The sequence below is a fragment of the Acidobacteriota bacterium genome (assembly GCA_028875575.1).
GTDB lineage: Bacteria > Acidobacteriota > Terriglobia > Versatilivoradales > Versatilivoraceae > Versatilivorator.
The window spans coordinates 55,156-79,068 of record JAPPDF010000088.1; the positions used below are offsets into that span (position 1 = coordinate 55,156).

At 58.1% G+C, this 23,913-nt stretch carries 17 protein-coding genes; 1 reads left to right on the forward strand and 16 read right to left on the reverse strand.

Annotated elements, in window-relative coordinates; all coding sequences use genetic code 11:
• Positions 1–828 precede the first annotated feature (828 nt).
• Positions 829–2,352 (forward strand): hypothetical protein, encoded by a 1,524-nt coding sequence (locus tag OXI69_14345; GenBank protein ID MDE2667321.1) that lies wholly within the window; start codon positions 829–831, stop codon positions 2,350–2,352.
• Here the strand turns inward: OXI69_14345 and OXI69_14350 are convergent.
• The 16 genes from OXI69_14350 to nusB form a co-directional block, all read right to left on the reverse strand.
• Entirely contained in the window at positions 2,324–4,534 is a 2,211-nt protein-coding gene (locus OXI69_14350) for a UvrD-helicase domain-containing protein (protein ID MDE2667322.1), read from the reverse strand. The genes OXI69_14345 and OXI69_14350 overlap by 29 nt on opposite strands.
• Positions 4,535–4,690: 156 nt before the next feature.
• Complete coding sequence (locus OXI69_14355) at positions 4,691–6,148, reverse strand: TrkH family potassium uptake protein (protein MDE2667323.1); 1,458 nt, start codon at positions 6,146–6,148, stop codon at positions 4,691–4,693.
• Positions 6,139–7,515 carry a Trk system potassium transporter TrkA gene (trkA, locus tag OXI69_14360; protein MDE2667324.1) on the reverse strand — a complete coding sequence of 459 codons (1,377 nt, stop codon included), beginning with the start codon at positions 7,513–7,515 and terminating at the stop codon, positions 6,139–6,141. The genes OXI69_14355 and trkA overlap by 10 nt, the downstream gene beginning before the upstream one ends.
• A gap of 163 nt (positions 7,516–7,678) precedes the next feature.
• Positions 7,679–8,719 (reverse strand): TonB family protein, encoded by a 1,041-nt coding sequence (locus tag OXI69_14365; GenBank protein MDE2667325.1) that lies wholly within the window; start codon positions 8,717–8,719, stop codon positions 7,679–7,681.
• Complete coding sequence (locus OXI69_14370) at positions 8,716–9,708, reverse strand: Gfo/Idh/MocA family oxidoreductase (protein MDE2667326.1); 993 nt, start codon at positions 9,706–9,708, stop codon at positions 8,716–8,718. Before OXI69_14370 ends, OXI69_14365 begins: the two co-directional genes overlap by 4 nt.
• Positions 9,709–9,772: 64 nt before the next feature.
• Positions 9,773–10,597, reverse strand: a complete 825-nt coding sequence (lpxI, locus tag OXI69_14375) for a UDP-2,3-diacylglucosamine diphosphatase LpxI (protein ID MDE2667327.1) — start codon at positions 10,595–10,597, stop codon at positions 9,773–9,775.
• 156 nt (positions 10,598–10,753) lie between these two features.
• Positions 10,754–11,530, reverse strand: a complete 777-nt coding sequence (gene lpxA / locus OXI69_14380; GenBank protein ID MDE2667328.1) for an acyl-ACP--UDP-N-acetylglucosamine O-acyltransferase — start codon at positions 11,528–11,530, stop codon at positions 10,754–10,756.
• Positions 11,527–11,970 carry a 3-hydroxyacyl-ACP dehydratase FabZ gene (gene fabZ / locus OXI69_14385; GenBank protein MDE2667329.1) on the reverse strand — a complete coding sequence of 148 codons (444 nt, stop codon included), beginning with the start codon at positions 11,968–11,970 and terminating at the stop codon, positions 11,527–11,529. Before fabZ ends, lpxA begins: the two co-directional genes overlap by 4 nt.
• A gap of 236 nt (positions 11,971–12,206) precedes the next feature.
• Positions 12,207–12,776: an OmpH family outer membrane protein gene (locus OXI69_14390; protein MDE2667330.1), complete on the reverse strand. Its 570-nt coding sequence runs from the start codon at positions 12,774–12,776 to the stop codon at positions 12,207–12,209.
• A gap of 103 nt (positions 12,777–12,879) precedes the next feature.
• Positions 12,880–14,634, reverse strand: coding sequence for a hypothetical protein (locus OXI69_14395; protein MDE2667331.1), 1,755 nt, complete (start codon positions 14,632–14,634; stop codon positions 12,880–12,882).
• A 37-nt stretch (positions 14,635–14,671) separates the two neighbouring features.
• Entirely contained in the window at positions 14,672–17,368 is a 2,697-nt protein-coding gene (gene bamA, locus OXI69_14400; GenBank protein ID MDE2667332.1) for an outer membrane protein assembly factor BamA, read from the reverse strand.
• An 86-nt stretch (positions 17,369–17,454) separates the two neighbouring features.
• Entirely contained in the window at positions 17,455–19,893 is a 2,439-nt protein-coding gene (locus tag OXI69_14405) for an ATP-dependent Clp protease ATP-binding subunit (protein MDE2667333.1), read from the reverse strand.
• Complete coding sequence (locus tag OXI69_14410; protein ID MDE2667334.1) at positions 19,886–20,527, reverse strand: ABC transporter ATP-binding protein; 642 nt, start codon at positions 20,525–20,527, stop codon at positions 19,886–19,888. Before OXI69_14410 ends, OXI69_14405 begins: the two co-directional genes overlap by 8 nt.
• 154 nt (positions 20,528–20,681) lie before the next feature.
• Positions 20,682–21,920, reverse strand: coding sequence for an ABC transporter permease (locus OXI69_14415; protein ID MDE2667335.1), 1,239 nt, complete (start codon positions 21,918–21,920; stop codon positions 20,682–20,684).
• Positions 21,917–23,461, reverse strand: coding sequence for a lysine--tRNA ligase (gene lysS, locus OXI69_14420; protein MDE2667336.1), 1,545 nt, complete (start codon positions 23,459–23,461; stop codon positions 21,917–21,919). The genes OXI69_14415 and lysS overlap by 4 nt, the downstream gene beginning before the upstream one ends.
• Positions 23,458–23,886, reverse strand: coding sequence for a transcription antitermination factor NusB (gene nusB / locus OXI69_14425; protein MDE2667337.1), 429 nt, complete (start codon positions 23,884–23,886; stop codon positions 23,458–23,460). The genes lysS and nusB overlap by 4 nt, the downstream gene beginning before the upstream one ends.
• Positions 23,887–23,913 lie beyond the last annotated feature (27 nt).

Sequence of the window (23,913 nt, forward strand, 5' to 3'; positions counted from 1 at the left end):
GACTTCCTCCGCGCCTCAGTTCCAGGATTGCCAAGCCCGCTCCGGAACCGGCGACAATTCTCATCTTAGCAAGAAGTCCCTGGCTTGGTGCCCGTTCGTGGTTCTTCGTACACCTTCTTGGATTTCTTTTTTCCTTCATTGCTTGTTCGATTGAAGCCCATCCTGGCTAGAATACTGAACTGAAACAGTGCCGCGGTGCCGGGAAACCGGTTCAAAGCCAAGTATGAGTCGATGGTTAACATGGATGGACAGGATTATTGGGCGAGAGTTACCACCCTCTTGAGTTCAACGATAGCCCATGCGTCAACAAGCACTCCAAGCCCCCCCTCCAAACTCATGGAACAGCTCAAACACGAACCCGATCATGGAGCGAGCCCGCTCCCTGTGACGTAGCCTCTAGTCCTGACTATCCTGTGAATCCATGTTCAACAAATTGACATAGGAGCCTTTAGCAAAATTCGGTAGCGGGACGTTTAATGGGAATGGCCACAAAAGGCACAAAAATATTGGTTGTGACTATTGTGCTTTTTGTGGTTAGACAGCATTTTTCTCCGGGTCGCACCCAATATTGAATAAGGTAGAACCTCAGGTTTGCCGGCAAGATGACCTGCCCCACTGCGAATTTTGCAAAAAGCTCATAGAAAACCGGATTGAGGGAACATGTTCCTTGTTCCCAATTGGCCGTGAAGGTTTAGTGCTTCACTCTCGAATGAACCGCCCGGCAGGGCGGGCGATTGACTCTTTCGAGGCAGCAGCAAACGGAGCCGCGATGCAACACAGTTCTCGCTCATGAGCACCGATTCCCCTTTGACCGCAGGGCCGGAATCAATGCTACCGGCAGTGCTGGCGATCTCGGTAGCTCTTCTCACCCGCAAAATCTTCCTTGGATTGGGAATCGGTGTGGTCGCGGGCGCCCTTGTGGCTCAGGGAGGCGATCCTGGCGGCTCCTTGGCAGCGATCTACCGCTATCTCTTTTCCGCCGTTTTCGACCAGAGTCATGCCGCCATCGTCATCTTCTCTTTTCTGGTCGCCGCCACGGCCAACATCCTCACCGACAGCGGCGCTGTCACGGCATTGATTCTTCGAATGGGAAACCTGAGCGGCCGGCGCCGGAGTCTGATGGGAACAAGCTGGTTGGCCGGATTGGTCGTTTTTTTCGACGACTACGCCAACTGTCTGATTGTCGGAAAGTCGTTTGCCCCAATTTACGATCGCTGCAGTATTTCTCGTGAGAAACTGGCCTACATTGTCGATTCCACCGCTGCTCCCATCGCCTCGATTGCGGTAATTTCCACCTGGATCGGTTTCGAGCTGGACCTCATCGACAAGGCCTTGAAAGGCTTGCAGGCGCCGGGCTCCGCATTCTCTGTCTTTCTGCAGTCCATCCCTTTTCGCTTTTACAGCATTTTCACCCTGGCTTTTGTAGCCTGTATTGCCTTTACCGGCAGAGACTTCGGGCCGATGGCCCGGGTGGAACTCGAGGCTGCCCGACGACCGCAATCCCAAAGGGATCTGCAAGAGCCCACTCCGGATCCAGGGTTGGCCTGGCTTGCCTTGACCACCATCGGCCTGCTGGTCCTGTTGACTGTCGCCACGCTGGTTCTCAGTGGCTGGTCTCGTACGGTCAGCGCCGGCGGATCGGTCACCGTTCTGGAGATCGTCGGAAACTCGGATCCCTTTCAAGCCATCCTGGTAGGCTCGACTGCCGCCTTCGTTTTTGCCACCCTTTCCTCCCTCAAACTGAAATTACACTCCTTGCACCGTCTACTCCGGTCCGTCGGGGGCGGATTTCGTTCAATCCTGGGAGCACTGACTGTTCTCTATCTGGCCTGGACGCTGGGCAATGCACTTGAGGAAGCCGGAACGGCCACCTATTTTTCCTCACTGCTGCAGGCCACCGTGCCTGCCTGGATACTGCCCAGCCTGTCCTTTCTGCTGGCGACCGGCACGAGCTTCTCAACAGGATCCTCATTCGGCACCATGGGGATCCTGATCCCCATCATCCTCCCTCTGGGGGTCGCCCTGGGTCCAGGCAACGATGGTATCGTCCTCTACGCAGCCACCGGATCCGTCCTTGCCGGTGCCTCCCTGGGAGACCACATGTCGCCTCTGTCCGATACCACGGTTTTGTCAGCCGCGGGCGCCGGGGTCGGCGTGGTCAGCCACACCCGGACCCAACTACCTTATGCCTGCACCGTGGGGGCGGTGGCTCTGCTCTTGGGTTACCTTCCGGTGGGTTTGGGGGTATCCCCCTGGGTACTGATTCCATGCGGAGTGGCAGCTTGTCTGCTGGTCATTCGACTCCTGGGCCGGCCCCTCCCGTCTAAACCCGTTCCAGGCCTGCATACTTGACCAGGAGCTTCTTTAAGCCGTGGCGGGGAAAGAGCACGGTAAGCTTGCAGTCATCTCCCTCGCCCTGGCAACGGATCACATTGCCGATGCCATACTTTCGGTGGCGAACCGTCTGGCCCTGCTTGAAGCGGCCGACTTCAATCGCCGTTTTCCGTGGAGCCAGGTCGATGCGCTTACCTCGCTGCTTGTAGAATTGCCGAATGCTCTCGGCGTCGTTGTAGGTAGGTCCGTCATAGCTCTTCCTGACAGACCTGGGCGCTCCCCAGGCCTTCTGCAGGAGATCGGCGGGGATTTCGGAGATGAAACAGGATGGCTCCGTCGGGTTGAAACTCTCGCCTCCCAGGAAACGCCGATTCTTGGCCCGGGTCAACAGAAGCTTCCGTCGAGCCCGGGTCAGAGCGACGTAACAGAGCCGGCGTTCTTCCTCAAGCCCATCCTGACTCAACAGCGAGCGGCTATGAGGGAAGAGGTCTTCCTCCAGTCCAGCCAGGCAAACCAGCGGGAACTCCAATCCCTTGGCGCTATGAATGGTCATCAACGTCACCCTGGCCTGCTCATCGAAGTCGTCGGTATCTGAGAACAGGGCGGCATGGTCCAGGAATTCCCGCAGGTTTTCGCCTCTATTCTGGCTGTCCCGCGCTGCAATCACCAGTTCCTGCAGGTTGTCCAAACGGGAACGGGCCTCCTCGGTGTCTTCATCCTGAAGCCACTGGCGATAACCGGAGCGATCCAGAATGGTCTGGATCAACTCGGAATGGGCCTCGGTCACCAACTCGCTTCGGAATTGCTGCACTTGCTTGCAAAAAGGAGTCAACGCCCTCAGGGCCCTGGCAGGCCAGTTTTTCTTTTCCACCGCCTGCTCCACCACCTCCCAGAGAGAGAGATTGGAATCCCGGGACTCCTTTTCCAAGGCGTCTACGGTTACCCTGCCGATGCCGCGCGGTGGAGTATTGATCACCCGCATCAGGCTGACGCGGTCGTGCGGATTCAGGGTCAGATTGAGGTAGGCCAACAGATCCTTGATTTCCGCTCTCTCATAAAAACTGAATCCTCCCACCATCGAATACTTGACACCGAAACGCCGGCAGGCCTCTTCAAAATAGCGCGACTGGAAGTTGGTCCGGTAGAGTACAGCCATCGGCTCATTGCGTTCGGACCGCTGGTGAGCAAGGATCTGCTGAACGACAAACAGCGCCTCGGCCTCCGGATCCTCCGCTTCGTAATACCCGATCAAGTCTCCGGCAACCTGATCTGTCCAGAGGTTCTTTCCCTTGCGAGTCCGATTGTGAGCAACCAGGGAGCTGGCGGCGGCCAGGATAGTCTTGGTGGAACGGTAGTTTTGCTCCAGCTTGATCACCTGGGTCGCAGGATAGTCCTTCTCGAAGCTCAAGATGTTCTGGATGTCGGCTCCGCGCCAGCTATAGATGGACTGATCCTCATCTCCCACCACACAGATATTCTGACGGGATTGGGTCAACAGTCGGATCAGCTCATATTGGGGTCGATTGGTGTCCTGGTACTCATCCACCATCAGGTAGGCAAAGCGTTCATTGAGACCCAGCCTGACGGCCTCCTGGCTCCGAAGCAACTCCACCGTTTTCAACAGCAGGTCATCGAAGTCCAGCGCGTTGGCTTTCCGCAACTTGTTCTGGTAGAGATCGAAGACCAGCGACAACCGCTCGCCCTTGGGGTCGTAGGCCTGGGAGTACAGTTCCTCGGGACTCCGGCCGCGGTTCTTGGACTCGGAGATTCGGGAAAGGGCCCATCGAGGAGAAAGAGACTGGTCGGTCAACTGCAATTCCTTGAGGCAATCCTTGACCAAAGTCAACTGGTCTGACTGATCGTAAATCGAAAAGTCGCTCCCGTAGCCCAAGGAGGCGATGTTCGGACGCAGGACCCGTACACAGAAGGAGTGAAAGGTGGAGATGTGGGGGTTGGCCCCACGCCCGCGACGCAACAGCCCTCGTACGCGGACCCTCATTTGCTCCGCGGCCTTGTTGGTGAAGGTCACCGCCAGAATTTGATCGGCACGGACCTTCTTGTTTTCAATCAGATGCGCAATTCGGTAGGTGATGACGCGTGTCTTGCCGCTTCCGGCTCCCGCCAGGATCAGCAGGGGGCCTTCGATCGTTTCGACGGCCCGCAATTGCTCAGGGTTGAGCTGTTTTTCCAGTCGCAGCATGGAACAATGGGATGGGAACTCTCAAACACCGGGTAAAGGAGGGAGCGGCTCGACCAGCGGAAGGACGGTGCCGCCGAAGACCCAACCTCATTGTAGAAACCGGCCGATCAAAAATCAATTTCGCTTTCTCAGTCCGGCTCGGTCGTCCGACGGAGACTACTTTTGCCAGAAGGCAGGGGTGAAGATGACGAGCACCGTGTAGAACTCCAGGCGCCCGGCCAGCATGCAGAAACTCAGAACCCACTTGGCGAACGCCGGCAGCCCCCCATAACCCTCGACCGGCCCCACGTTCCCCAACCCGGGACCGATGTTGAACATGGCTGCGGCCACGGCGGCGATGCTGGTAAATACATCCACGCCGGAAGCCGCCAGCAGGATGCAACCCAGAAAGTTGACCAGAAAGGACAGATAGACCAGATTCAGAAGGCTGCGGACAGCCGATTCCGGAATAACCCCTTTGCCCACACGGACCGCAAACACGCCACGGCGCTCGACCATGCGTTCGAATTCGCGAACCACCACCTTGTAGAGCAAAACCATCCGAGAAGTCTTCAGTCCTCCTGAAGTCGATCCGGTACATCCACCCATAAACATGAGCGCCAGCAGGATCAGCTGCGGCAGAGGCAGCCATTGGGCAAAATCGTCCGTGGTAAAGCCAGTGGTAGTGGTGATGGCTGTCACCTGGAAAAGGGCTCTCCTGAGGGCCATTGCCGGAGCATAACCACTCTTCAAAGCCAGGATGGCAGCGATCACGAGGCTGGACGCGATCACTATGAATAGCAACGTCCTTAGCTCGAAATCGGAAATAAATCGCTTGGGACGATGTTCCACCCAAAGACGGTAGTGCAGAGTAAAGTTGATGCTTCCCAACAACATGAAGACGACGATAATGCATTCAATCAGGGGACTGTCGAACGCCCCGACGCTGGCGGTTCGGGTCGAAAATCCTCCCGTGGCCACCGTGGAGAAGGAATGGCACAAGGCATCGAAAGAACCCATCCCCGCCCAGCGGAGCGCCACGTACTCTGCCAGGGTCAAGAAAACATAGATCTTCCAAAGCGCCTGTGCCGTATGAGCAATCCGAGGCTTGAGCTTTTCCGATCTTGCCCCGGAGAACTCGGCTCGGTACAACGCCATTCCACCCATGCCGAGCAGGGGCAGAATGGCAATCCCGAGCAGGACAATGCCCATGCCTCCCAGCCAGTGGGAGAAGCACCTCCAGAATTGCAGGTCCCTGGGGAGGCTCTCAATATCGCTGAGAATGGTTGCGCCACTCGCCGTAAACCCGGAGGTGGCTTCAAAGAAAGCGTCGGTGAAACTGGAGAAATAGGCAGGAGAGAAATAGAAGGGCAGAGCGCCGAAAACGCTCACCGCTAGCCATATGGAAAAAACCAGCAGCAACCCTTCCCGTCGGTTCAAGTCCGTGGAGGGGCGAGGAAGACTGAAAAAGAGGGCGCTGCCGATTCCGATGGTGATCGCGGCGGCATAGGCCAGCGGAGCCGGACCGCCATGACTCCAAAGGCTGAAAGCCAGTGGAACCAGCAGGGTGGCGCCGAGAGCCAGCAGGAACTGGCCCAGGATATAACCGAGGGCAGCGGGCCGTATCACACCCATTCCCTTCGGGCATCTGCCAGAAAGGCAGACTCAAGCAGCGGAACGGTACTCTCCAGGGTACAGAAAATGACGCGGTCTCCCGCCTGGATAGTGGCTTCGCCCCTAGGGACCACCACCTCGCCATTGGGCCGAGCGATGGCGCCAACAATGGCCCCGCGGGGAAAGCGAACCTCCCTCAAGCTTCGGCCGACGTATTTGGAGCCTTCGGCTGCAATCAGCTCGATCGCCTCGGCCTCCTCCTCGCGAAACGTGGTCACCGAAAGCACTCTCCCCTTGCGCACAAACTGGAGAATTCGGTCAACCGCCGCCAGGCGGGGGCTGACAGTCGTATTGATGCCGAGACGCTGTGCCATGGGGAGGTAGTTCAGCCGATTGATGAGAGCGACTACTTTCTTGGCACCCAGCTTTCGAGCCAGCAGGGAAGCAATGAGGTTATCCTCGTCGTCGTTGGTCATGGCCAGAAACGCTCCCGCGCCCTTGATGTTCTCCTCCGCCAGGATCGATTCGTCCGTGCCGTCCGCGTGGAGGACAACCGTCTTGCGAAGAATCTGGGCAATCCTCTCGCATCGGGCGATGTCCCGCTCAAACAGCTTTACCGACACACCCTGGGGCTCCAACAACTCGGCTACCCGAATCCCGACTTGCTTGCCCCCCAGAATGTAGACCCGATCGAGCGACTCCTGTGTCTGAAGCCCCATGAATTGACACACGCGCTCCAGGTCGTCGGCAGTGGTGACGATGTAGACATGGTCTCCAGGATTCAACACTTCAGCCCCATGAGGGACAATCACCTGTTGCCCCCGAAAGATCAGGGCGATCAGAGAATTCTTGGGCGGCCCGGCGCGATCCAAGTCCTCGACCGTCTTGTAAGCAACCCAGCTCTTCTCGTCGATATTCATTCCAAAGAGCTTTACCCGACCCTCGGCAAAGTCGATCACGTCGGAGACGCCGGGCAGGCGAACCACTCGCAGGATGCGGTCGGCGATCTCTGTCTCCGGGTGGATGATCAGGTCGATGTGTAGTCCGGCTCGCTGCAGAATCCTCCTCCAGTAGTTGACTTCGTGCGTGCGGAGCCGCGCCACCTTGAACTTCACGTCCGACTCCACCGAAGCAATCAGGCACGCCAAGACGTTGATTTGATCCTCGCTGGTCAGCGCAATCAGCATGTCGGCGTTGCGAATATCCGCCTCGTGCAGGACGCGTATGCTGGCAGCATTGCCCTGGATCACCTTGGCGTCCAGCGTTTCCTCCAATTGATGGCAGCGATCAGGGTTCTGCTCTACCACCACCACCTCGTTTCCCTCGCGAATCAAGCGCGTGGCAACGAGCGAAGCGGCCTGTCCGCCCCCGGCAATCAGGATCCTCATGGCCTCGAGAAATGTCTTGGGAAGACAACCAGCAACAAGAAGTCTGTCTGGTTGGAGTCGAGCACGGCTTTCCAGTATTGGAAGGTGATCTTGCTACCTGAATATATATTGAGGAATGCCGGCAAGCAATGTCAAGGACTGTCGGGTGAGGCCAATCTGCAAGTTAAAGGCGGATGTTGTAGAAATAGGTGAACTGGAGGGTGAGGCGGTCCTTCGTGAAAGCGTCGGGGAAATTGGGCATGGGCTCCGACAGCTTCAGGGAGGAAATCGCTGCCCGATCGTAGGGGGAAAAACTGGAGCTGCGAACAATTTCCAAATCTTCCAGACTGCCGTTTCTGCGAACGTCAAACACAATCACCACGACCCCTTTGAGACCGCTGCGGTACACCTGGGGAATCACCGAATACCAGTTGTTGCGAACCCTGAAATAGACCGCCGTCAACCAGGGTCCGAAGTTGACCCCTTGGGTATCCGAAAGGATGGTGGGACGCTCGACCGAGAAGTCCGGTTGGCGCCGGCCGAAGTCGGCCCCAGTGCGACCTTGGCCCGACCCTACTCTACTCTGCCGACCACTTATACCCCGCCCTACCTCGGAACCCGGCGCCGTCCCTCCCGGGAGCCGCAATCCAGCATAGAGATCCTTCAGGTTTGACTTGAGCCCCTTCTCTTTGGGGGTGGCTGCCAAGGGGCCGGTCGACTCGACACTGCCGGATTCCCTTGGGCTCCGCCCCCCGGCCTGCCCATTGGGTTTTGTACTCTGCGATGGTCGGGAGTCGGGCAACGCAGGTGTCGGAGGTCGGGGCGCTGAGGAACCGGGCTTGGGTTCCGGAGGTTCGGATTGTTTGACGGTCGCCGGTTTTTCAGCCTGCCTCAGGCCGGGGTCGGGTTCAGGAACCCGGAGAGCCTTGGAGGGCGGAGGCCGAAGTATCCGTTCCTTCTCAGGAACCATCGGCCTGACCGCAGGAGGCTCCTTAAGGACTTCTTCATACTCCCTGGGGAGAGCCAGAAACCCCAGCTGCCTGGCTTTGTCCCGATCGGCTGTTTCGGGGGGGGCGGGTTGTGGCAGGATGTCGGGACCCAATGCCACCCAGAGCGCCACCAGCAGGTGAGCCACCAGCGACATCAGAAAGGCTTCACGCGTTCTCTGACCGGAATTCTCCTCGGAACCCGGCGAGAACAACCCACGCAGTTCGTCCTTCTTCATGACTCGGAACTTGATTCCGACCACGGCCGCCGGGGAGACAGCGAGAGCCTGTTGGCGTGCTCCTGAATCTCTAACGTCACCCGATGAGCCAGGGCCAGGGCCTCCCTGCTGCTTTCGGCCGAGACCGCCGGCGGTCTCCCAGTGCGAACGGATTCCACGAATGATTCCAATTCGGCCTTGAGCGGTTCCATCCTTGCCGTCTCGATCCTGCGAGGCAGAATGAGGGGCGGCTCGCCCGCCGGTCGATTCTCGACACTCAGCACCACCACGTCCTGCCGCGAGAAGTCCAGGGATACGTATTGGTTTTTCTGAAAGAAGCGCAGCTTTCGAACCTTTTCGGTACTCACCCGGCTGGCGGTCACGTTGGCGACACAGCCATTGGCGAATTCCAGTCTGGCGTTGGCGATATCCACCTTATCCGTCAATATGGGCAGACCGACGGCACTCACCCGTTCCACGGGACTGCCAACGAAATCCAGAACCAGATCCAGGTCGTGAATCATCAGATCGGAAACCACGTCGATGTCCAGGCTGCGCGCAGCAAAAACCCCCAGACGATGCACTTCGAAAAAAAGGGGAGTCGTCAATAGCTTGCGGGCTGCCACCACCGCGGGATTGAAGCGCTCCAGATGACCGACTTGCAGGATGCGTCGGTGCCGGTTTGCCGCTTCGATCATGGCATCGGCCTCTGCCAGCGAGGACGCGATCGGCTTCTCCACCAACACATCCACTCCCCTGGTCAGGAGGTCAATGCCAATCGACGCATGCTCGCAAGTGGGGGTGGCCAGACTCACGGCGGAGACTTTTTCCGATAGAGCCCGGTGACTGTCGTAAGCCCGCGTGGAAAACTCGGCGGCAACCGCTCGGGCCGTCTCCAGGTTCTTGTCCACCACTCCAACCAGTTCAACGTCTGCCAGTTGCGAGAGAACCCGGACATGCTGTCTTCCGAGGTAGCCCGTCCCGATGACCGCCGCCTTGACCTTGTCCATTGGCAGATCCACTCGATTTCATCAAGCCCACAGGCCGAAATGGCATCGCTCCCCGCAGACTGGACTAGTCCTGGGGATCGAAGGCAACGATGGCAATCCGATCACGATCGGCAACTCCAATCAGTTCCGTTCGATCCAGGAGCAGCGTTTTCTGCGCGTCAATAGCCAGTGCCGACGCACGGACCTCGGCCATCAACCGAAGGGTGGGCACTCCGACAACCGGAACGTCAAAGCGCATGTCCTGCCGGGGCTTGCTCACCTTGATCACCGTGACCGGCTGATTGGCGGTAAGGCCGGCAGCCCGACGAATGGTGGCGTCGGTACCTTCCATGGCTTCCACCGCGACACAGGCCTGATGCCTTACCACCACGGATTGACCGATATCCATTCGAGCCATCTCCTTGGCGATTCGCCGACCATAGTGAATGTCTTTGATCTCCGAGTCGCTGGGCGATCGCCGCGTCAACACCCCAGGCTCAGGAATCAGCGGTTTCAGGAAAGCGGTCGAATCGATCAAACGGATCCCTTCCTGCTCCAGGACGTCCGCAACCCCTCCAATCAAGGAGTCGGTGTTCCTGGTACCCAGACTCACCAAGAGTTTCAAGAGCCGTCGGTCCGGCACGATCGAGCTGAAGATCTGCTTGTGCTTGACTTGACCCGCCATCAATGCCTGATCAACCCCTTCCCGCTTCAACAGTTCAATCAGCTTCCCAAGCTGGCCCAAGCTTATCCAATGGGTCTTGTAGCCCAGGTCGGCAATTCGCGGAAAGGCTTCTTCCTTGATAGCCACCACTACCACATCCACACCCAGACTGCGCGCAGCCTCAAGCACCAGGAAAGGGAATTGGCCATTGCCGGCAATAAGGCCGTAGCGGCGCCGGTTCTGCATCAAGACTTCCTTTTGGGAAGAGGGCTTGAGTCCGACGGACTGTCCGGGGTTTGCTGGTCGCGGGGCATTGGATTCACCGACAGATTTTGCAGGCCTCAGGGCGGACAAGGGCGCAAGTGTTCCGAAGAATGGGAAGGAACGCCAAGCACTGCCGGCTCACTTGATAATCCCTCGTTCGCTGGTCTGAATGAAATCGATCAGAGACTGCACTTCCGGGTGGCCGGCGAGTTCCTGCTTGAGTTGATCCAAAGCCTGGGAGGTATTGAGTCCGGATTGCAGAAGCACCCGATAGGCGGCGCGAATCGCCCTGATTGAATCTACCGAAAATCCGCGTCGTTCCAGGCCGATGACGTTGACGCCATAGTTCTTGGCCTCCCTGGCGCTCACTGTCTTGGAAAAGGGAAGGACATCCTTGGTAATGACGGAGTAGCCGCCGACAAATCCGTAAATGCCTACCCTGCAAAACTGGTGAACCCCCGAAAACGCCCCGATGGTGGCATGGTCGGCGACCGTCACGTGCCCCGCAAGCGTCGCTGCATTGGCCAGCAGAATATGGTCTCCCAAGGAGCAGTCATGGGCAATGTGGCTGTAGGCCATGATGAAGTTGCGATTCCCAATCGATGTCCGTCCCCCTCCCCCGGCCGTGCCCCGATTGACTGTGACATACTCTCGAAAGGTATTGTGGTCGCCGATCACCAATTCGGTTCGCTCCCCCCGATACTTAAGATCCTGGGGTGGAAACCCAATGGAGCCAAAGGGAAAGAAATGACAGTGGTCCCCGACGCGGGTTGGCCCTTGAATAACGGTGTGCGCATCCACCCGACAGTGGTCTCCCAGAACCACGTCGTCTTCCAGGATCGCGTAGGGGCCGATGGATACCTCTTCGCCCAGGGAGGCCTTGGAGCTCACCACCGCCGTGGGGTGAATGCTCATTGATTCCCTCGGTCCACAATCGTCGACAGGATCTCGGCTTCAGCCACGCGGACCTCATTCACAAAGGCCTCACCGCGAAGCTTTCCCAGCCGCGGTTTCAACCGTAGCACCTCGACCACCAACTCCAAGCGGTCCCCGGGAACCACGGGCCGGCGGAATCGGGCCTTGTCTATTCCGGAGAAGTAGACCAGTTTCGTTTCCCGATCCGGAATCTCGCGAAGCACCAGGACTGCCGCGACCTGGGCAATGGCCTCGATGATGAGCACACCCGGCATGACGGGAGTTCCGGGGAAGTGGCCGCTGAAGAAGTGTTCATTCACGGTCACGTTCTTGAGGCCGACGATTCTCTTGCCAGGTTCCAGCTCGGTGATGGCATCCACCAGCAGGAATGGATAGCGGTGCGGAATGATCTTTTGTATCTGATTGGAATTCAAGAGCATCGGTCTTACCCCGAGTCTGATGTCAGCCAGTTTGAAGGCGCAAGAGAATATAGCACAAGCCTCCCAAGACTCTGAAAATCCTGTGCATCGATGCCAATTGTCCCTGTAAGTCGCGAGGCGTGGGGGAGGCGGCGAGTCGACAGGCAAAAGCCAATACGGTCGGAGAGTCGACGCCACTCCGACAGGGGGACGGAGTGTCCCCCTCCGGTGTGCCTGTTTTCCGGACGGATCTATCTCTACTGGGCGGCTGGGGTAGTGGCGGGGGAAGTCTGAGACAGGTTAAACCGCTTGATTATGTCCGAGGTGATGTCTACCGAGTTGTCATTGAACAGAACCTGGCTGTTCTGGCTGGATGAATTCAGAATCAGGTAGAAATTGTTCTCCGCCGCATATTTTTGAACCTCGGCGGCTATTTTTCTGCCGATCCTGTTGTAGATATCGGTCCGGAGTTGATTGAACTCCCTCTGAGCGTCTTCGGTAGCCCGCTGGAAAGTAATCTGCTTTTTTTCCAGGTTCCTGGCGAGCGCCGCCTGCGCCTCCTGGTTCAAGGTGGCTCCCTGACGTTGTATCTGGCCCTGCAGATCCTGGATTTCCTTCTGCTGCTTGGCAAACTCCTCCTGCTTGGCATCCACTTTCTTCTGCAGATCGGCCATCGCAGCCTTCCCCTCCTCCGACTCGAAGATGGCGCGGTCGATCTGGATGACTCCCACCTTGACCATCTCCTGGCCCTGAATCTGCAAAGGACCGATCAAGCCAAACAGAAGAAAAGGCAAAAATGCGATGATCCCTCGATGCTTCCTGGTCATGACACACAGACTCCTTATCGATGTTTTTGCGTTGCTCAACAAAGGTGATGCGACCCTAGCTTACCAGTCCTTTATAAATTTTTGAAGGGACTCGCTATTTCTTCTATTCAGCCGTGACCAGAGGGAGGTCGACCGGGACGGCCACCAGGAACCCACCGGTGCGTTCGGTGCTGGTGATCAGCGCCACGGCAATCATGGGCTGGGCCGTGGCGGAATCGATCTCCAGGGGGCCGAAGCTGCTCCCCAGACCGAGATCGCCCAGAACATCGTCGGTTATATGAAAACCGTTGGGCGGAATCTGGATGCCGCCCATCAGTCCGGTCTCTTCACCGGTCTCCCTGTCCCTGGCCCGAATCCGGGCAGCCGCGCTGAGACTGCCCAGGTTCATGATGACCAACCTGGTCCTAAAACGCCCCTGGTTGGTAGATGAGCTGAGCAGCAGTCTGGGAGAACCCTGAGAAACCCCGACCTGCAGGGACGGATCCTGGGTCTGGTTGTCGATCAGGGAAATAAAGCTGTTGAATGGCCGATCCGAAGTCACGCGCAACGAGCCGGAGTTGTTGGCGGTTGCGCGGGCCCGCATCACCCACCTGAGGACGTTGTTGATTTGCAGGAATCCCCGAGGTCCGACCGTGGCCGTGCGCTCCCGGCTGCTCTCCCCCTCCTGATTTCCCCAACTGATGGAAACCGTGGCTTCCTGATCGTGCAGGTTCCGGATTCCCAGATTGGTCCGAAACTGCGAGGTGTCCGAGACCAGCGGGAAGTGATTGACGAATCCCATGGACACGATTTCGACGGCATCGCGGGAACGGTTGGCCACCAGAAGCGTGTTGTTGTTGGGATTGGCGGAAATGTGAGTGGGATTGGCGCCCACGAAAACCGGCGGAGTGGTGAGCTTGCTCAGGGTGGTCGGATCGATCAAGGAGTAGGTCCTTGTCTCGGGAAGCAGGGCGGCTATCAGACCGGTCCTGGAGTTGATGGCGACGGACCCTGGAGCGGTGTTCAACGGCGCCAGACCCGCCAGAGTGGCAGGGATGCCGGAGGTGTCCAGCACGGCAACGGCCCGGCCTGGGCCAAGGGCAACCGCGGCAAATTCGAGTTCGGGGCTTATCGCAACTTCCAGCGGCCCGCTGCCCAGGAAGATACTGCCCACCACGGTGGCGATATTCCGTTCGAGGTTGTAGCGGACCATCTGCAAATTGGCGTCGCCGTGATTGGCCACCAGGGCCAGGTCGTTCTTCTGGTCGTAAGCGACACTGATGGGGTTGGACCCGACCGGGACCGGCGCCGGCAACACCGGGGTATTGGTGTCCAGATCCAGCAACTCCAAGCTGTTCCCGTTCAACAGGGCGATGATGGCGATGTTGTTTTCGGTGTCAATGGCGACACTCCGAGGCCCGGACGTCGGCCCTCCGACCGGAACCACGGCTTCAGTGGCCCGGCACTCATTGACAATTGCATCATCGTCGCCGTCGTCGCTGGCCAGGCACCCATGATTGAGATTGACGATGGAGACGTTGTTGCTATTGAAATTGGCAACCACGGCTTTACCGGTGACTTCGTTCACCGCCACCACCAGCGGCGAATCCACCCTCATGGGATTGCCGTCCCCATCCAGAAAGGGATTGCCGTCCCCATCCACATCCAGTGGTATTCTCTTGTAGGTAGGGGCCGCCTTGTTCAGGTTGACCACGTACAATTCCCTGGAGAATTGACCCACCACCAGAGCCTCGTTGGTGGAAGGCCTTACCAACGAATAGACTGGACGGGTCCCCGGAGAAAAGAGCACTTCCTGTGCACGCCCTTCCGGGATAAGGCACACCACCAGCAACAGCAGGAAACCGAAGAAACGCTTCATGAAGGAGTATCCTTGGATGACAGTCGTGTCGCCGGACTCAGAAGGTCCGGCCCACCGAGAATCTAATGTCGCTACGCTTTTCGAAAATAATGGGGATCGGGGCGGCTCCGGTCGGATTCGGCACAAACTCGTTGAACCGCAAGGGGTTGTATCCAAAAATCAATCGGAAGGGTGCGTTGACCACCGGCATGATGATCTGAAGCTCGACCCCTGTGCTGGCCCTCCACTTGTCGGTCCCCGGGATGACCTGCACCTCCTCCCCGGCTCTGACGGGCCGGAAAGCTCCATCCTCCAGCACCACCAGGCCCGCGGTGGAATTATCGGCAACGGTCAGGGCCGCCCGCCTCATCACCCAGGCTCTTCCAATATCGAAAAAGGGCGCCAGCGTGACCGGACCCATGATCGGTATACGATACTCCAGGTTGTAGACCACCTGGGTATCCCCGCCCACGAACTGAAAACTGCTGAAATAACGGGGTTCCTGCCTCACCACATTCTGTCCTGTAAGGGGATCGATCTGGGGGGTGCCGTCGGGATTGAGCACAGGCACTGTTTCCGTCCTCTCGAAAGTCGTCAGAGCCAATGGGGTGATGAGGCGAATGTCGAACCCCCGGATGCTGTCCTCGCCTCCGATGAACTGCCGGTCGAAGACGGGAGGCTGCAAGCCGTCGAAACCGCTGACGAAGGAAAACAAGCCGCGCATTCCAATGGTGTTTCTGCCTTTGTTGACCGGCTTGAACCACTTGGCTTCCACCGTGGGCCGGAAAATGTTGGCTCCCCCCCGCAGCAGTGGTCCACCCGTGAGCTGCAGGTACAGCGAGAAACTCTTGCCCCTGGTGGGTTGAAAGGGGTTGTTGACGGTGTTGTAGGTGAGAGACGGGGTGATGGTGCTGCGCACCAGACCTTCGAAAGCCGTCCGGCCGGAAAATCGATCGGCGGGCCAGAGCGCGCTGAAGAAGGACTCGTTTTCGTCGGAGGTGAACCCGGTCGAGGACTTGTCCAATCCGTAGCTGAGTCCGAAGTGTGTGAAGGGCCGGACCGGGTAACTGGCGAACGTGGTGAACCCGGTGCTGTTCTGGGAGAACAGCTCTGACCCCAGAGGCACCAAACCGCTGAAAAAGCCCAGTGTGTCGGCTTCGTGAAAGCTGTAACGTCGATGGAACACCGTGAACCCGGTCGTCAAGGGCCGATCGCGGAAATAGGGCTCGGTGAAGCTCAAGACATACTGGGAGGCCCGAGTCCCCCCCTGGGCCTGGATGCTGATGGACTCGCCGTGACCCATGAAGTTGTTGGTGGAGTAGCCGGCGCCAATGAAACTGCCGCCAAAGCCGCTGGTGCCTCCAGAAAAGGAGATCGAATTCTTTCCCTTTTCCTTCACCTTGAGGACGACGTCGACCTGACCGGTCTTTTCGTCTCCAGCGGTGGGGTCGGGCTTGATTTCCGCGTCCTCTTCGGACTTGAGCTCATCGAAGTACCCCAGCTGGTTCAACCTCAGGACGCTCACGTCCCAAAGCTGCGTGTTGAATATCTCGCCTTCTCGCACCAGGACTTCCCGCCGGATCACCTTGTCCCTGGTGGTGGTGTTGCCCACGAAATCCATGCGCCTCAGGAAGAACTGCTTGCCTTCTTCAAAGTCGAAGACGACGTTGACCACCTTTTCGGCCTCGTCCACTTCCTGCCTCGGGATCGGAGTCCAATTGATATAGCCCCTGGAGCCATAAATCTTCTTGAGGTTTTCAAACCCCTCCCGAATCAGCTCTCCGTTGAAGACCTCGCCTTCCTTCATGCCAAGCACCCTCAAAAGGAGTTTGTCCTCGAAAAGGGTATTGCCGGTGAACTGCAGGTCGCCCACCATGTATTGATCGTTCTCTTCCAGGTCGACATCGATGAAGACGCGCTTCTGCGTCTTGCGCCTGAAGGGAATCGGAAACCATGACCACCGCTTAACGTCCCGCACCTCGACCCTGGGCTCGTTGATCAGGAGCTTGATGTGGCCCTTCTCGTGGTACTTGGCGCGGACTCCCAGTTCCAGCGAACCCTCCAACCTTCGCCTCTCATACTTGGATTTGCCGGTCCAGAAAGACATGAACCCGGTCTCCTTCAAGAACTTCATCGACTTGCGCAGTTCCTTGTCCGAGTAAACGGTGTTGCCGTGAAAGTTGATCTTCTCGACCTTGACCTTCGGGCCTTCCTCGATCACAAAGGTGAGAAGCTTGGAGTTGGGCGGGACATCCTCCGCCTTGTAGCTGATCTCGGCGTACTGGCGGCCCTTTTCGGCCAATAGATCCGTCAACACCACGATGGCACGCTGAATCTTGGTGGGATCGAAGGGAGTTTCAATCCCGATACCCACCTTCTCTTCCTGGTATTTCTCCAGCACTTCGGTCTGAGTGGCCGATTTCAGACCTTCATATTCGATACTGCGGATCATCGGCCGTTCCTGCACCCAAATGATCACGATCTTGCCCCGATCGCCGTCCTCCAACTCGATCCGAACGTCGTCAAAGTACCCTGTCTCCCAAACGGTTCGAAAGTCGCGCCGCAGCAACGCCGGATCCAGAAAGTCGTTGGGCTTGGAGAGAACGTGGAACTTGACCGTTTCCTGGGGAACCCTTCTGGTTCCTCGTACTTCTATGTTTTCAATGATGGCTCTCTCTTGAGCCCAAGCCTGCCCCTGCCATCCGCTCAGCGCCCACAGGAGCGCCCCGCACGCAAAGAGGAATTTCTTACCCATTGCTGCCTCCACCACGCGGCTGAACGAGAAAATACATCATTGCCGGAAGCCCTTAAGAACGAATGTAGGATGCAGATTGGGGGGAATTATTTGTATAGCAGAGAGGTCTCAATGATTGTTTTTTTCAGATCCCGATAGTAAAGGCCCTTATCCACCTCGTAGATCTCGATTTCAGAGCCCGGCTCGACATCTCCCTGAATGAGGGCTTCGGACAACGGGTCCTCTACGTACCGTTGCAGGGCCCGACGGAGAGGCCTGGCCCCGTAAGATCGGTCATGGCAGGTTTTTTCAAGGATCCAACGCGTGGCGTCGGGGGTTAGGGAGATCTTGACGTTCTTGGCTACCATGCTGGCATTGATCTGATTCACCAACAACTCGACGATCTTCTCCAGGTCATCATCAGTCAGCGAATTGAAGACGATGACCTCATCCAGGCGGTTGATGAATTCCGGATTAAAGGCCTTCTTGACTTCGGATAGAACCATCTCCTCCATCCTGGCCTCGTTAACCTCCCGGTTGGTGCCGTGAAACCCGAGCTGATGTTTCTTCTCCAGGAACCGCGCCCCCAGGTTGGAAGTCATGATGATGATGGTGTTCTTGAAGTCGACCGTATTGCCTAACCCGTCGGTAAGCTGTCCGTCCTCGAAAACCTGGAGCAGGATATTGAACAGATCCTGGTGGGATTTTTCGATCTCGTCGAGCAGGATGATGGAGTAGGGCGCCCTCTTGACCCGCTCGGTCAGCTGCCCTCCCTCTTCATACCCCACGTAGCCCGGCGGTGAACCGATGAACTTGGAGACCGAGTGCTTCTCCATGTACTCCGACATGTCAAACCGGATCAGAGCTTTCTCGGTGCCGAACAGGAAGTGCGCCAGGGAGCGGGCCACCTCGGTCTTGCCCACGCCGGTAGGCCCGAGGAACAGAAAGGAACCCACCGGACGGTTGGGACTCTTGAGCCCGGCCCGAGACCTGCGTATGGCCCTGGCCAGGGCTCCAATGGCCTTGTCCTGGCTGATGATGCGCTTGTGAAGCTCCTCCTCGATGCGCATCAGCTTGGCCATCTCCTCCTCCTTGATGGCCGTCACGGGAATGCCCGTCCACTTGGCGACAACGCTCTCGATGTCTTCCCTGGTCACCGTGCCGCCGCCGGAGTCGTCCAGATTGAATTTTTCCTGAATCGACCGCAGGTGTTCCAGGGCAATGCGTTCCTCGTTGCGATAGATCTCCGCCTTTTCGAACTCGTGGTTGGAGATGGCCGATTCCATTCGAGCCACGATCACCTTGATCTTCTTCTGTATTTCCGTCATCTCCTTGGGAAGGCTATCCTGGCGCAGCTTGACCCTGGCTCCGGCCTCATCGATCAAATCGATGGCCTTGTCCGGAAGGAAACGATCCGGGATGTAGCGATTGGCCTGATAGACGGCGGTTTCGATAGCCGCCGAGTCATAGCTCAACATGTGAAACTTTTCGTAGCGCTCCTTGACCCCGTTGAGAATACGCACCGCTTCCTCTTCCGTGGGAGGCGGAACCTTGACGGCCTGAAACCGTCGTTCCAGCGATCTGTCCTTTTCGATGGACTTGCGGAACTCTGACGGCGTGCTGGCGCCGATGCACTGGATCTCGCCGCGGCTCAATGCCGGCTTCAGGATGTTGGCGGCGTCCAGCGACCCCTCTGCCGAGCCGGCGCCCACCAGAGTATGCAGCTCATCCACGAACACGATCGCATTCCGATTCTCTATCAGCTCCTTCATGATCGTCTTCAACCGTTCCTCGAACTGACCCCGGTACTTGGTGCCGGCCACGATCAGGGAAAGATCGAGAGCCAGAATTCGCTTGTCGGCCAGATAGCTGGGGACCTCGTTCTCGACGATTCGTTGTGCCAGGCCCTCGACGATGGCCGTCTTGCCGACGCCGGGCTCGCCGATCAGAACCGGATTGTTCTTGGTGCGCCGGCAGAGGATCTGGATCACCCGTTCAATCTCGTTTTCTCGCCCCACCAGGGGATCCAGAGTGCTCTCAACGGCCAACTGGGTCAAATCTCGACTGAATTCCGACAGTAGCGGCGTTTCCTTGGACCGGCTGACCACGGGCTTTTCCGAATGTGTGCGACTCAGTTCCTCTCGGATCGAATTCAACTTCAGCCCTCGTTCATGCAGAATCTCCGCTGCCAGGCACTTGTCTTCGCGAAGAATCCCCAAGAGCAGGTGTTCGGTTCCGATATGGCGGTGGCGCAGACGTTCAGCCTCGTCGGCCGCGAAGGTGAGGATTCGCTTGCATTCCGTACTCAGGGGAAGGTCGATCGAAGTCGGCACCTTCTCCCGAATAATGGTTCGTCCCTCAATGTCTTTCTTGATGGAATCGATGGAAGAGTGAGAGCGCAGAAAGCGATTGGTCAGGCTCTTGTCTTCCCGCATCAGACCCAGGAGAAGGTGTTCGGTCTCGATGGAGGGGCTTCCGAATTGGCTGGCTTCGTACCGAGCGAAGAAGATAACCCTTCTGGCTTTTTCGGTGTATCTCTCAAACATGAGTACCGCTGACGGCTTCCAGGCTGCCGTTCTCCAGCTTCAGAATTCGGTCGCACTTGGTGGCTATTCTAGCATTGTGCGTGACAACGATGGAAGTATGTTTTTTGTCGCGTTGGATCTCGCGAAAAAGCTCGAAAACCCTTGTCCCTGTTCGGCTATCAAGGTTTCCGGTCAGCTCGTCGGCCAGCACCAATCGAGGCTGATTCACCAGGGCTCGGGCGATGGCAACCCGCTGCTGCTCGCCTCCCGACAACTCCCCCGGACGATGATGCATCCGGGCTTCCAGACCCACCAGGGCAAGCATTTCCCTCCCTGTCCGTTCGCCCCGGTAGGCGCCGGAAATCCTTTGCGGCATGCTGACGTTCTCCAGCGCCGAGAATTCGGGAAGCAGATTGTGAAACTGAAAGACAAATCCCACCGAGGATCTCCGGAATCGTGCCAGGCCTTCGGCGTCCAGGCCCTGAAGGTCATCGCCCCCGAATCGGACCGACCCGCATGTGGGACGGTCCAAGGCACCCAGGATATGGAGCAGCGTGCTCTTGCCGGAACCCGACTGGCCGACCACCGCAACCAATTCACCCGGACTGACCGTCAGGTCCAGCCCCTTCAGCACTTCCAGGCGCTGGCCCGGCATGAAATAGAACTTGTCCAGACCCCGGACTTCAACGGCAGGTGGGGAGCCCCGGGATTCAACGTTGGTGTCGGCCGACCGGGAGCCTGCTCCAGGGTGGGCGTCGGAGCCATGGACCGATTCGGCCGTTTTCCTGAAAGTCGGCCGCGGTGAATCGCTACTCATAGCGCAACGCCTCCACCGGGTTCAACTCCGCCGCTCTCCCCGAGGGATAGAGGGTAGCCAGAAAGCTGACCATGATGGCGGAAGCCGCCACCACGACTCCGTCAGCCACAGACAGGTTGAAGGGAACGTGAGTCATGGAATAGATATCGGCTTGCAACCGGATCAACCGGTAACGGTCACAAATCCAGCAGAGGGTGTAGCCCAGGATCAGCCCCCAGAACGAACCGACGACCCCTATGGTCACCCCTTGAAGGACAAAGATCTCTCGGATGGCTTTCCGGGTTGCTCCCATGGACATCAGCACGGCGATGTCCCGAGTCTTTTCCATCACCATCATGGTAAGGGTAGTGATGATATTCAACGCCGCCACGAATACGATCAGTCCGATGGTCACGACCATCACCAGCCTTTCCAGGTGCAGCGCCTCAAATACGGGGCGGTTCAACTCCTTCCAGTCGATGGTCTCAAATCCTGTTCCCAGGACCTGCTTGATCTGCAGAGCGATGCGGTCGACCTGGTAGATGTCCTCCACTCGGCACTCGATTACCGACACCCGCCGGCCGGTCCCCAGGGCTCTCTGGGCCGAGGGAAGCGCGGTAAACGCCCATTGGGCATCGAAGTCGTACAGTCCCGACTGATAGATGGCAACCACCTTGAACCGCCGCCTGAGGGGAAACTCGCCCAGCGGGGTCAGGGAGGTCTCATCGCTGAACACGCTGACCGTATCCCCGACCAGAAGGCCCAGGCGTTCGGCCAGGTCGACCCCGACCGCCAGGTGGTCGTCCATGGGACCCTCTTCGCTGCCGGCCAGTCCCCCCAGGTCCCCTTGGAGAACCTGAAAGAATTGGCCCCGCACCAGAGGATCGTCGACGGCAATGCCCTTGAGCATGACACCGTCCTGACGCGAACCCGTGCTCAGGAGCACCGGCCCGTACAAGGCCGCCGAAGCGCTGCGGATGCCCGGAACCTCTCGAATCCTGGAGGTCAGTTCCTCAGGATTCCCGATGCCCTCGCTGCCGAGGACGGGTTTGATGTTGAGATGGGCAGTGCCCCTGAGCAGCTTGTCCTGCAGATTCTCCCGGAATCCGGAACTGATGGACAGGGCCACGATCATGGCGGCCACCCCTGCCGTCACACCCAGGATGGAAATCAGGGTCACCACGGAGATGACCGTCTGCTTGCGGCGTGCCCGAAGATAACGCCAGGCCACAAACCACTCAAACGTCTTCATGGGCGCTTCTTTTCCGGACGCAACAGGGGAAAGAGAATGACGTCTCGTATGGAATCTGAATTGGTAAAGAGCATGGTGAGCCGATCGATGCCGATCCCCTCCCCGGCGGTGGGAGGCATCCCGTAACGAAGGGCTCTGACGTAGTCCTCATCCATCTGGTGGGCTTCCTCGTCCCCCTTGTCACGTTCGACCGCCTGAGCCTCGAAACGTCGCTTCTGTTCCTCGGGATCATTGAGCTCGCTGTAGGCGTTGGCGATTTCCATCCCTCCGATGTAGAGCTCGAACCGTTCCACCAGAGAGGGATCCTCGGGCTTGGTCTTGCTGAGAGGGGAGAGCTCGAGCGGATAGTCGTGGATGATGGTCGGCTGAATCAGATGCTTTTCCACAACCGCATCGAACAGGGCCGCCCAGATCAGGCCCCGCGAATCCCCCGGCTTGCAGTTCAACGGCTCGAGCCCTTGGGAACGTGCATAGCCGTTCCAACTCTGACACAGCCGGGTCAGGTCCGTAAGCGATTCCAGTTCCTCGGGCCGAGGAACCGGCAAGGCATCGCCGGGCCAGAATTTGCGGATGGATTCCTTCATGGAGTAGCGCGCCCAGGTTTGCAGGGAAATCGGAACTCCGTTGAACTCGAATTCCGGACTTCCAAGAATCTCATGGGCCAGCCGTTTCAACAGGTCCTCGGTCAGGTCCATCAGCTCGCGATAGTCGCTGTAAGACTGATAGAACTCCAGCATGGTGAATTCAGGGTTGTGCTGAGTTGAAATTCCCTCGTTGCGAAAGTTTCGGTTGATCTCGTAAACCCGTTCCAGTTGCCCCACGATCAGTCGCTTCAGGTAGAGTTCCGGTGCAACTCTGAGATACAGCGGCATCCCGTAAGCGTTGTGAAACGTGCGGAAAGGACGCGCAGTGGCTCCACCGGCTACCGGTTGCATCATGGGAGTTTCCACTTCAACGTAGCCCCTCTCATCCAGATAGTCTCGAATGCCCTTGATGATCCGGCTGCGGGTGACAAAGACCTCTCGCACGCCCGGGTTGGCAATGAGGTCCAGGTAGCGCTGCCGATAGCGGATTTCGATGTCGGTGAGCCCATGCCACTTCTCCGGCAGCGGCAGCAAAGACTTGGCCAGAAATTCCATGCCGGTTGCATGAACGGTGAGCTCGCCGGTCCGGGTTCGAAACAGATATCCCTCGACGCCCAGGAAGTCTCCGACATCCAGGAGCCTGTAGAGTTCAAAAAGAGGTTCGTCTACGGCGTCTCGGCGAACGTATGCCTGCAGGCGGTGCTCACCGTCGGACAGGTTCAGGAAACCGACCTTCCCCTTGCCGCGAATGGCCACCACCCGGCCGCAAACGCGCACGGTGACGGGCTGGGATTCCAACTCTTCATTGGACGAATTCCGGTGCTGCTCGAGGACCTGACGCAGAGAATGGGTGGAGGAATAGGCGTTCGGGTAGACGGGGCAGCCCAGAGCCCTGATCTTTTCCAGCTTGGCGTACCGTTGAGCGACAAGAGTCTGCTCGGTCTTGGATGGGCTCAAGGCTCCCTGCCCCCCTCGGTTGCAACTTCCTTGTGGATACTGTCCAGGATGCCGTTAACGAATTGAATAGCCTCCGAGGTGCTGAACCGGCGGGCAATCTCCAGGGCTTCATTGATGGCAACCACCCTGGGGGTTTGGGTCTCGTACAACAACTCGAAGGTGGCCAGCCGCAGGACATTCCTGTCGACAGTGGCCATGCGGGGAAGACGCCAATGGTCGGCGTGGCGGGCCAGCAGAACGTCGATCTGAGCAATATGGCGGACGGTGCCGCCGGCGAGATGGTCGGCGAAGGCTCGGGTATCAGCCTCGAAATCCCGGTTCAGGGTCCAGAAGGTCCTGCGGACATCGTTGAAAGACGCCTTGGACAGATCCCATTGAAACAGCATCTGCAGCGCATGCTCTCGCCCCTGCCTTCGTCCGCCCATGGATCGATGTCCTCAAGAGCCGCTCCG

Coding starts and splice junctions, on each gene's coding strand:
- OXI69_14345 (MDE2667321.1), top strand. CDS start 829: ATGCTACCGGCAGTGCTGGCGATCTCGGTAGCTCTTCTCACCCGCAAA.
- OXI69_14350 (MDE2667322.1), bottom strand. CDS start 4,534: ATGCTGCGACTGGAAAAACAGCTCAACCCTGAGCAATTGCGGGCCGTC.
- OXI69_14355 (MDE2667323.1), bottom strand. CDS start 6,148: ATGGGTGTGATACGGCCCGCTGCCCTCGGTTATATCCTGGGCCAGTTC.
- trkA (MDE2667324.1), bottom strand. CDS start 7,515: ATGAGGATCCTGATTGCCGGGGGCGGACAGGCCGCTTCGCTCGTTGCC.
- OXI69_14365 (MDE2667325.1), bottom strand. CDS start 8,719: ATGAAGAAGGACGAACTGCGTGGGTTGTTCTCGCCGGGTTCCGAGGAG.
- OXI69_14370 (MDE2667326.1), bottom strand. CDS start 9,708: ATGGACAAGGTCAAGGCGGCGGTCATCGGGACGGGCTACCTCGGAAGA.
- lpxI (MDE2667327.1), bottom strand. CDS start 10,597: ATGCAGAACCGGCGCCGCTACGGCCTTATTGCCGGCAATGGCCAATTC.
- lpxA (MDE2667328.1), bottom strand. CDS start 11,530: ATGAGCATTCACCCCACGGCGGTGGTGAGCTCCAAGGCCTCCCTGGGC.
- fabZ (MDE2667329.1), bottom strand. CDS start 11,970: ATGCTCTTGAATTCCAATCAGATACAAAAGATCATTCCGCACCGCTAT.
- OXI69_14390 (MDE2667330.1), bottom strand. CDS start 12,776: ATGACCAGGAAGCATCGAGGGATCATCGCATTTTTGCCTTTTCTTCTG.
- OXI69_14395 (MDE2667331.1), bottom strand. CDS start 14,634: ATGAAGCGTTTCTTCGGTTTCCTGCTGTTGCTGGTGGTGTGCCTTATC.
- bamA (MDE2667332.1), bottom strand. CDS start 17,368: ATGGGTAAGAAATTCCTCTTTGCGTGCGGGGCGCTCCTGTGGGCGCTG.
- OXI69_14405 (MDE2667333.1), bottom strand. CDS start 19,893: ATGTTTGAGAGATACACCGAAAAAGCCAGAAGGGTTATCTTCTTCGCT.
- OXI69_14410 (MDE2667334.1), bottom strand. CDS start 20,527: ATGCCGGGCCAGCGCCTGGAAGTGCTGAAGGGGCTGGACCTGACGGTC.
- OXI69_14415 (MDE2667335.1), bottom strand. CDS start 21,920: ATGAAGACGTTTGAGTGGTTTGTGGCCTGGCGTTATCTTCGGGCACGC.
- nusB (MDE2667337.1), bottom strand. CDS start 23,886: ATGGGCGGACGAAGGCAGGGGCGAGAGCATGCGCTGCAGATGCTGTTT.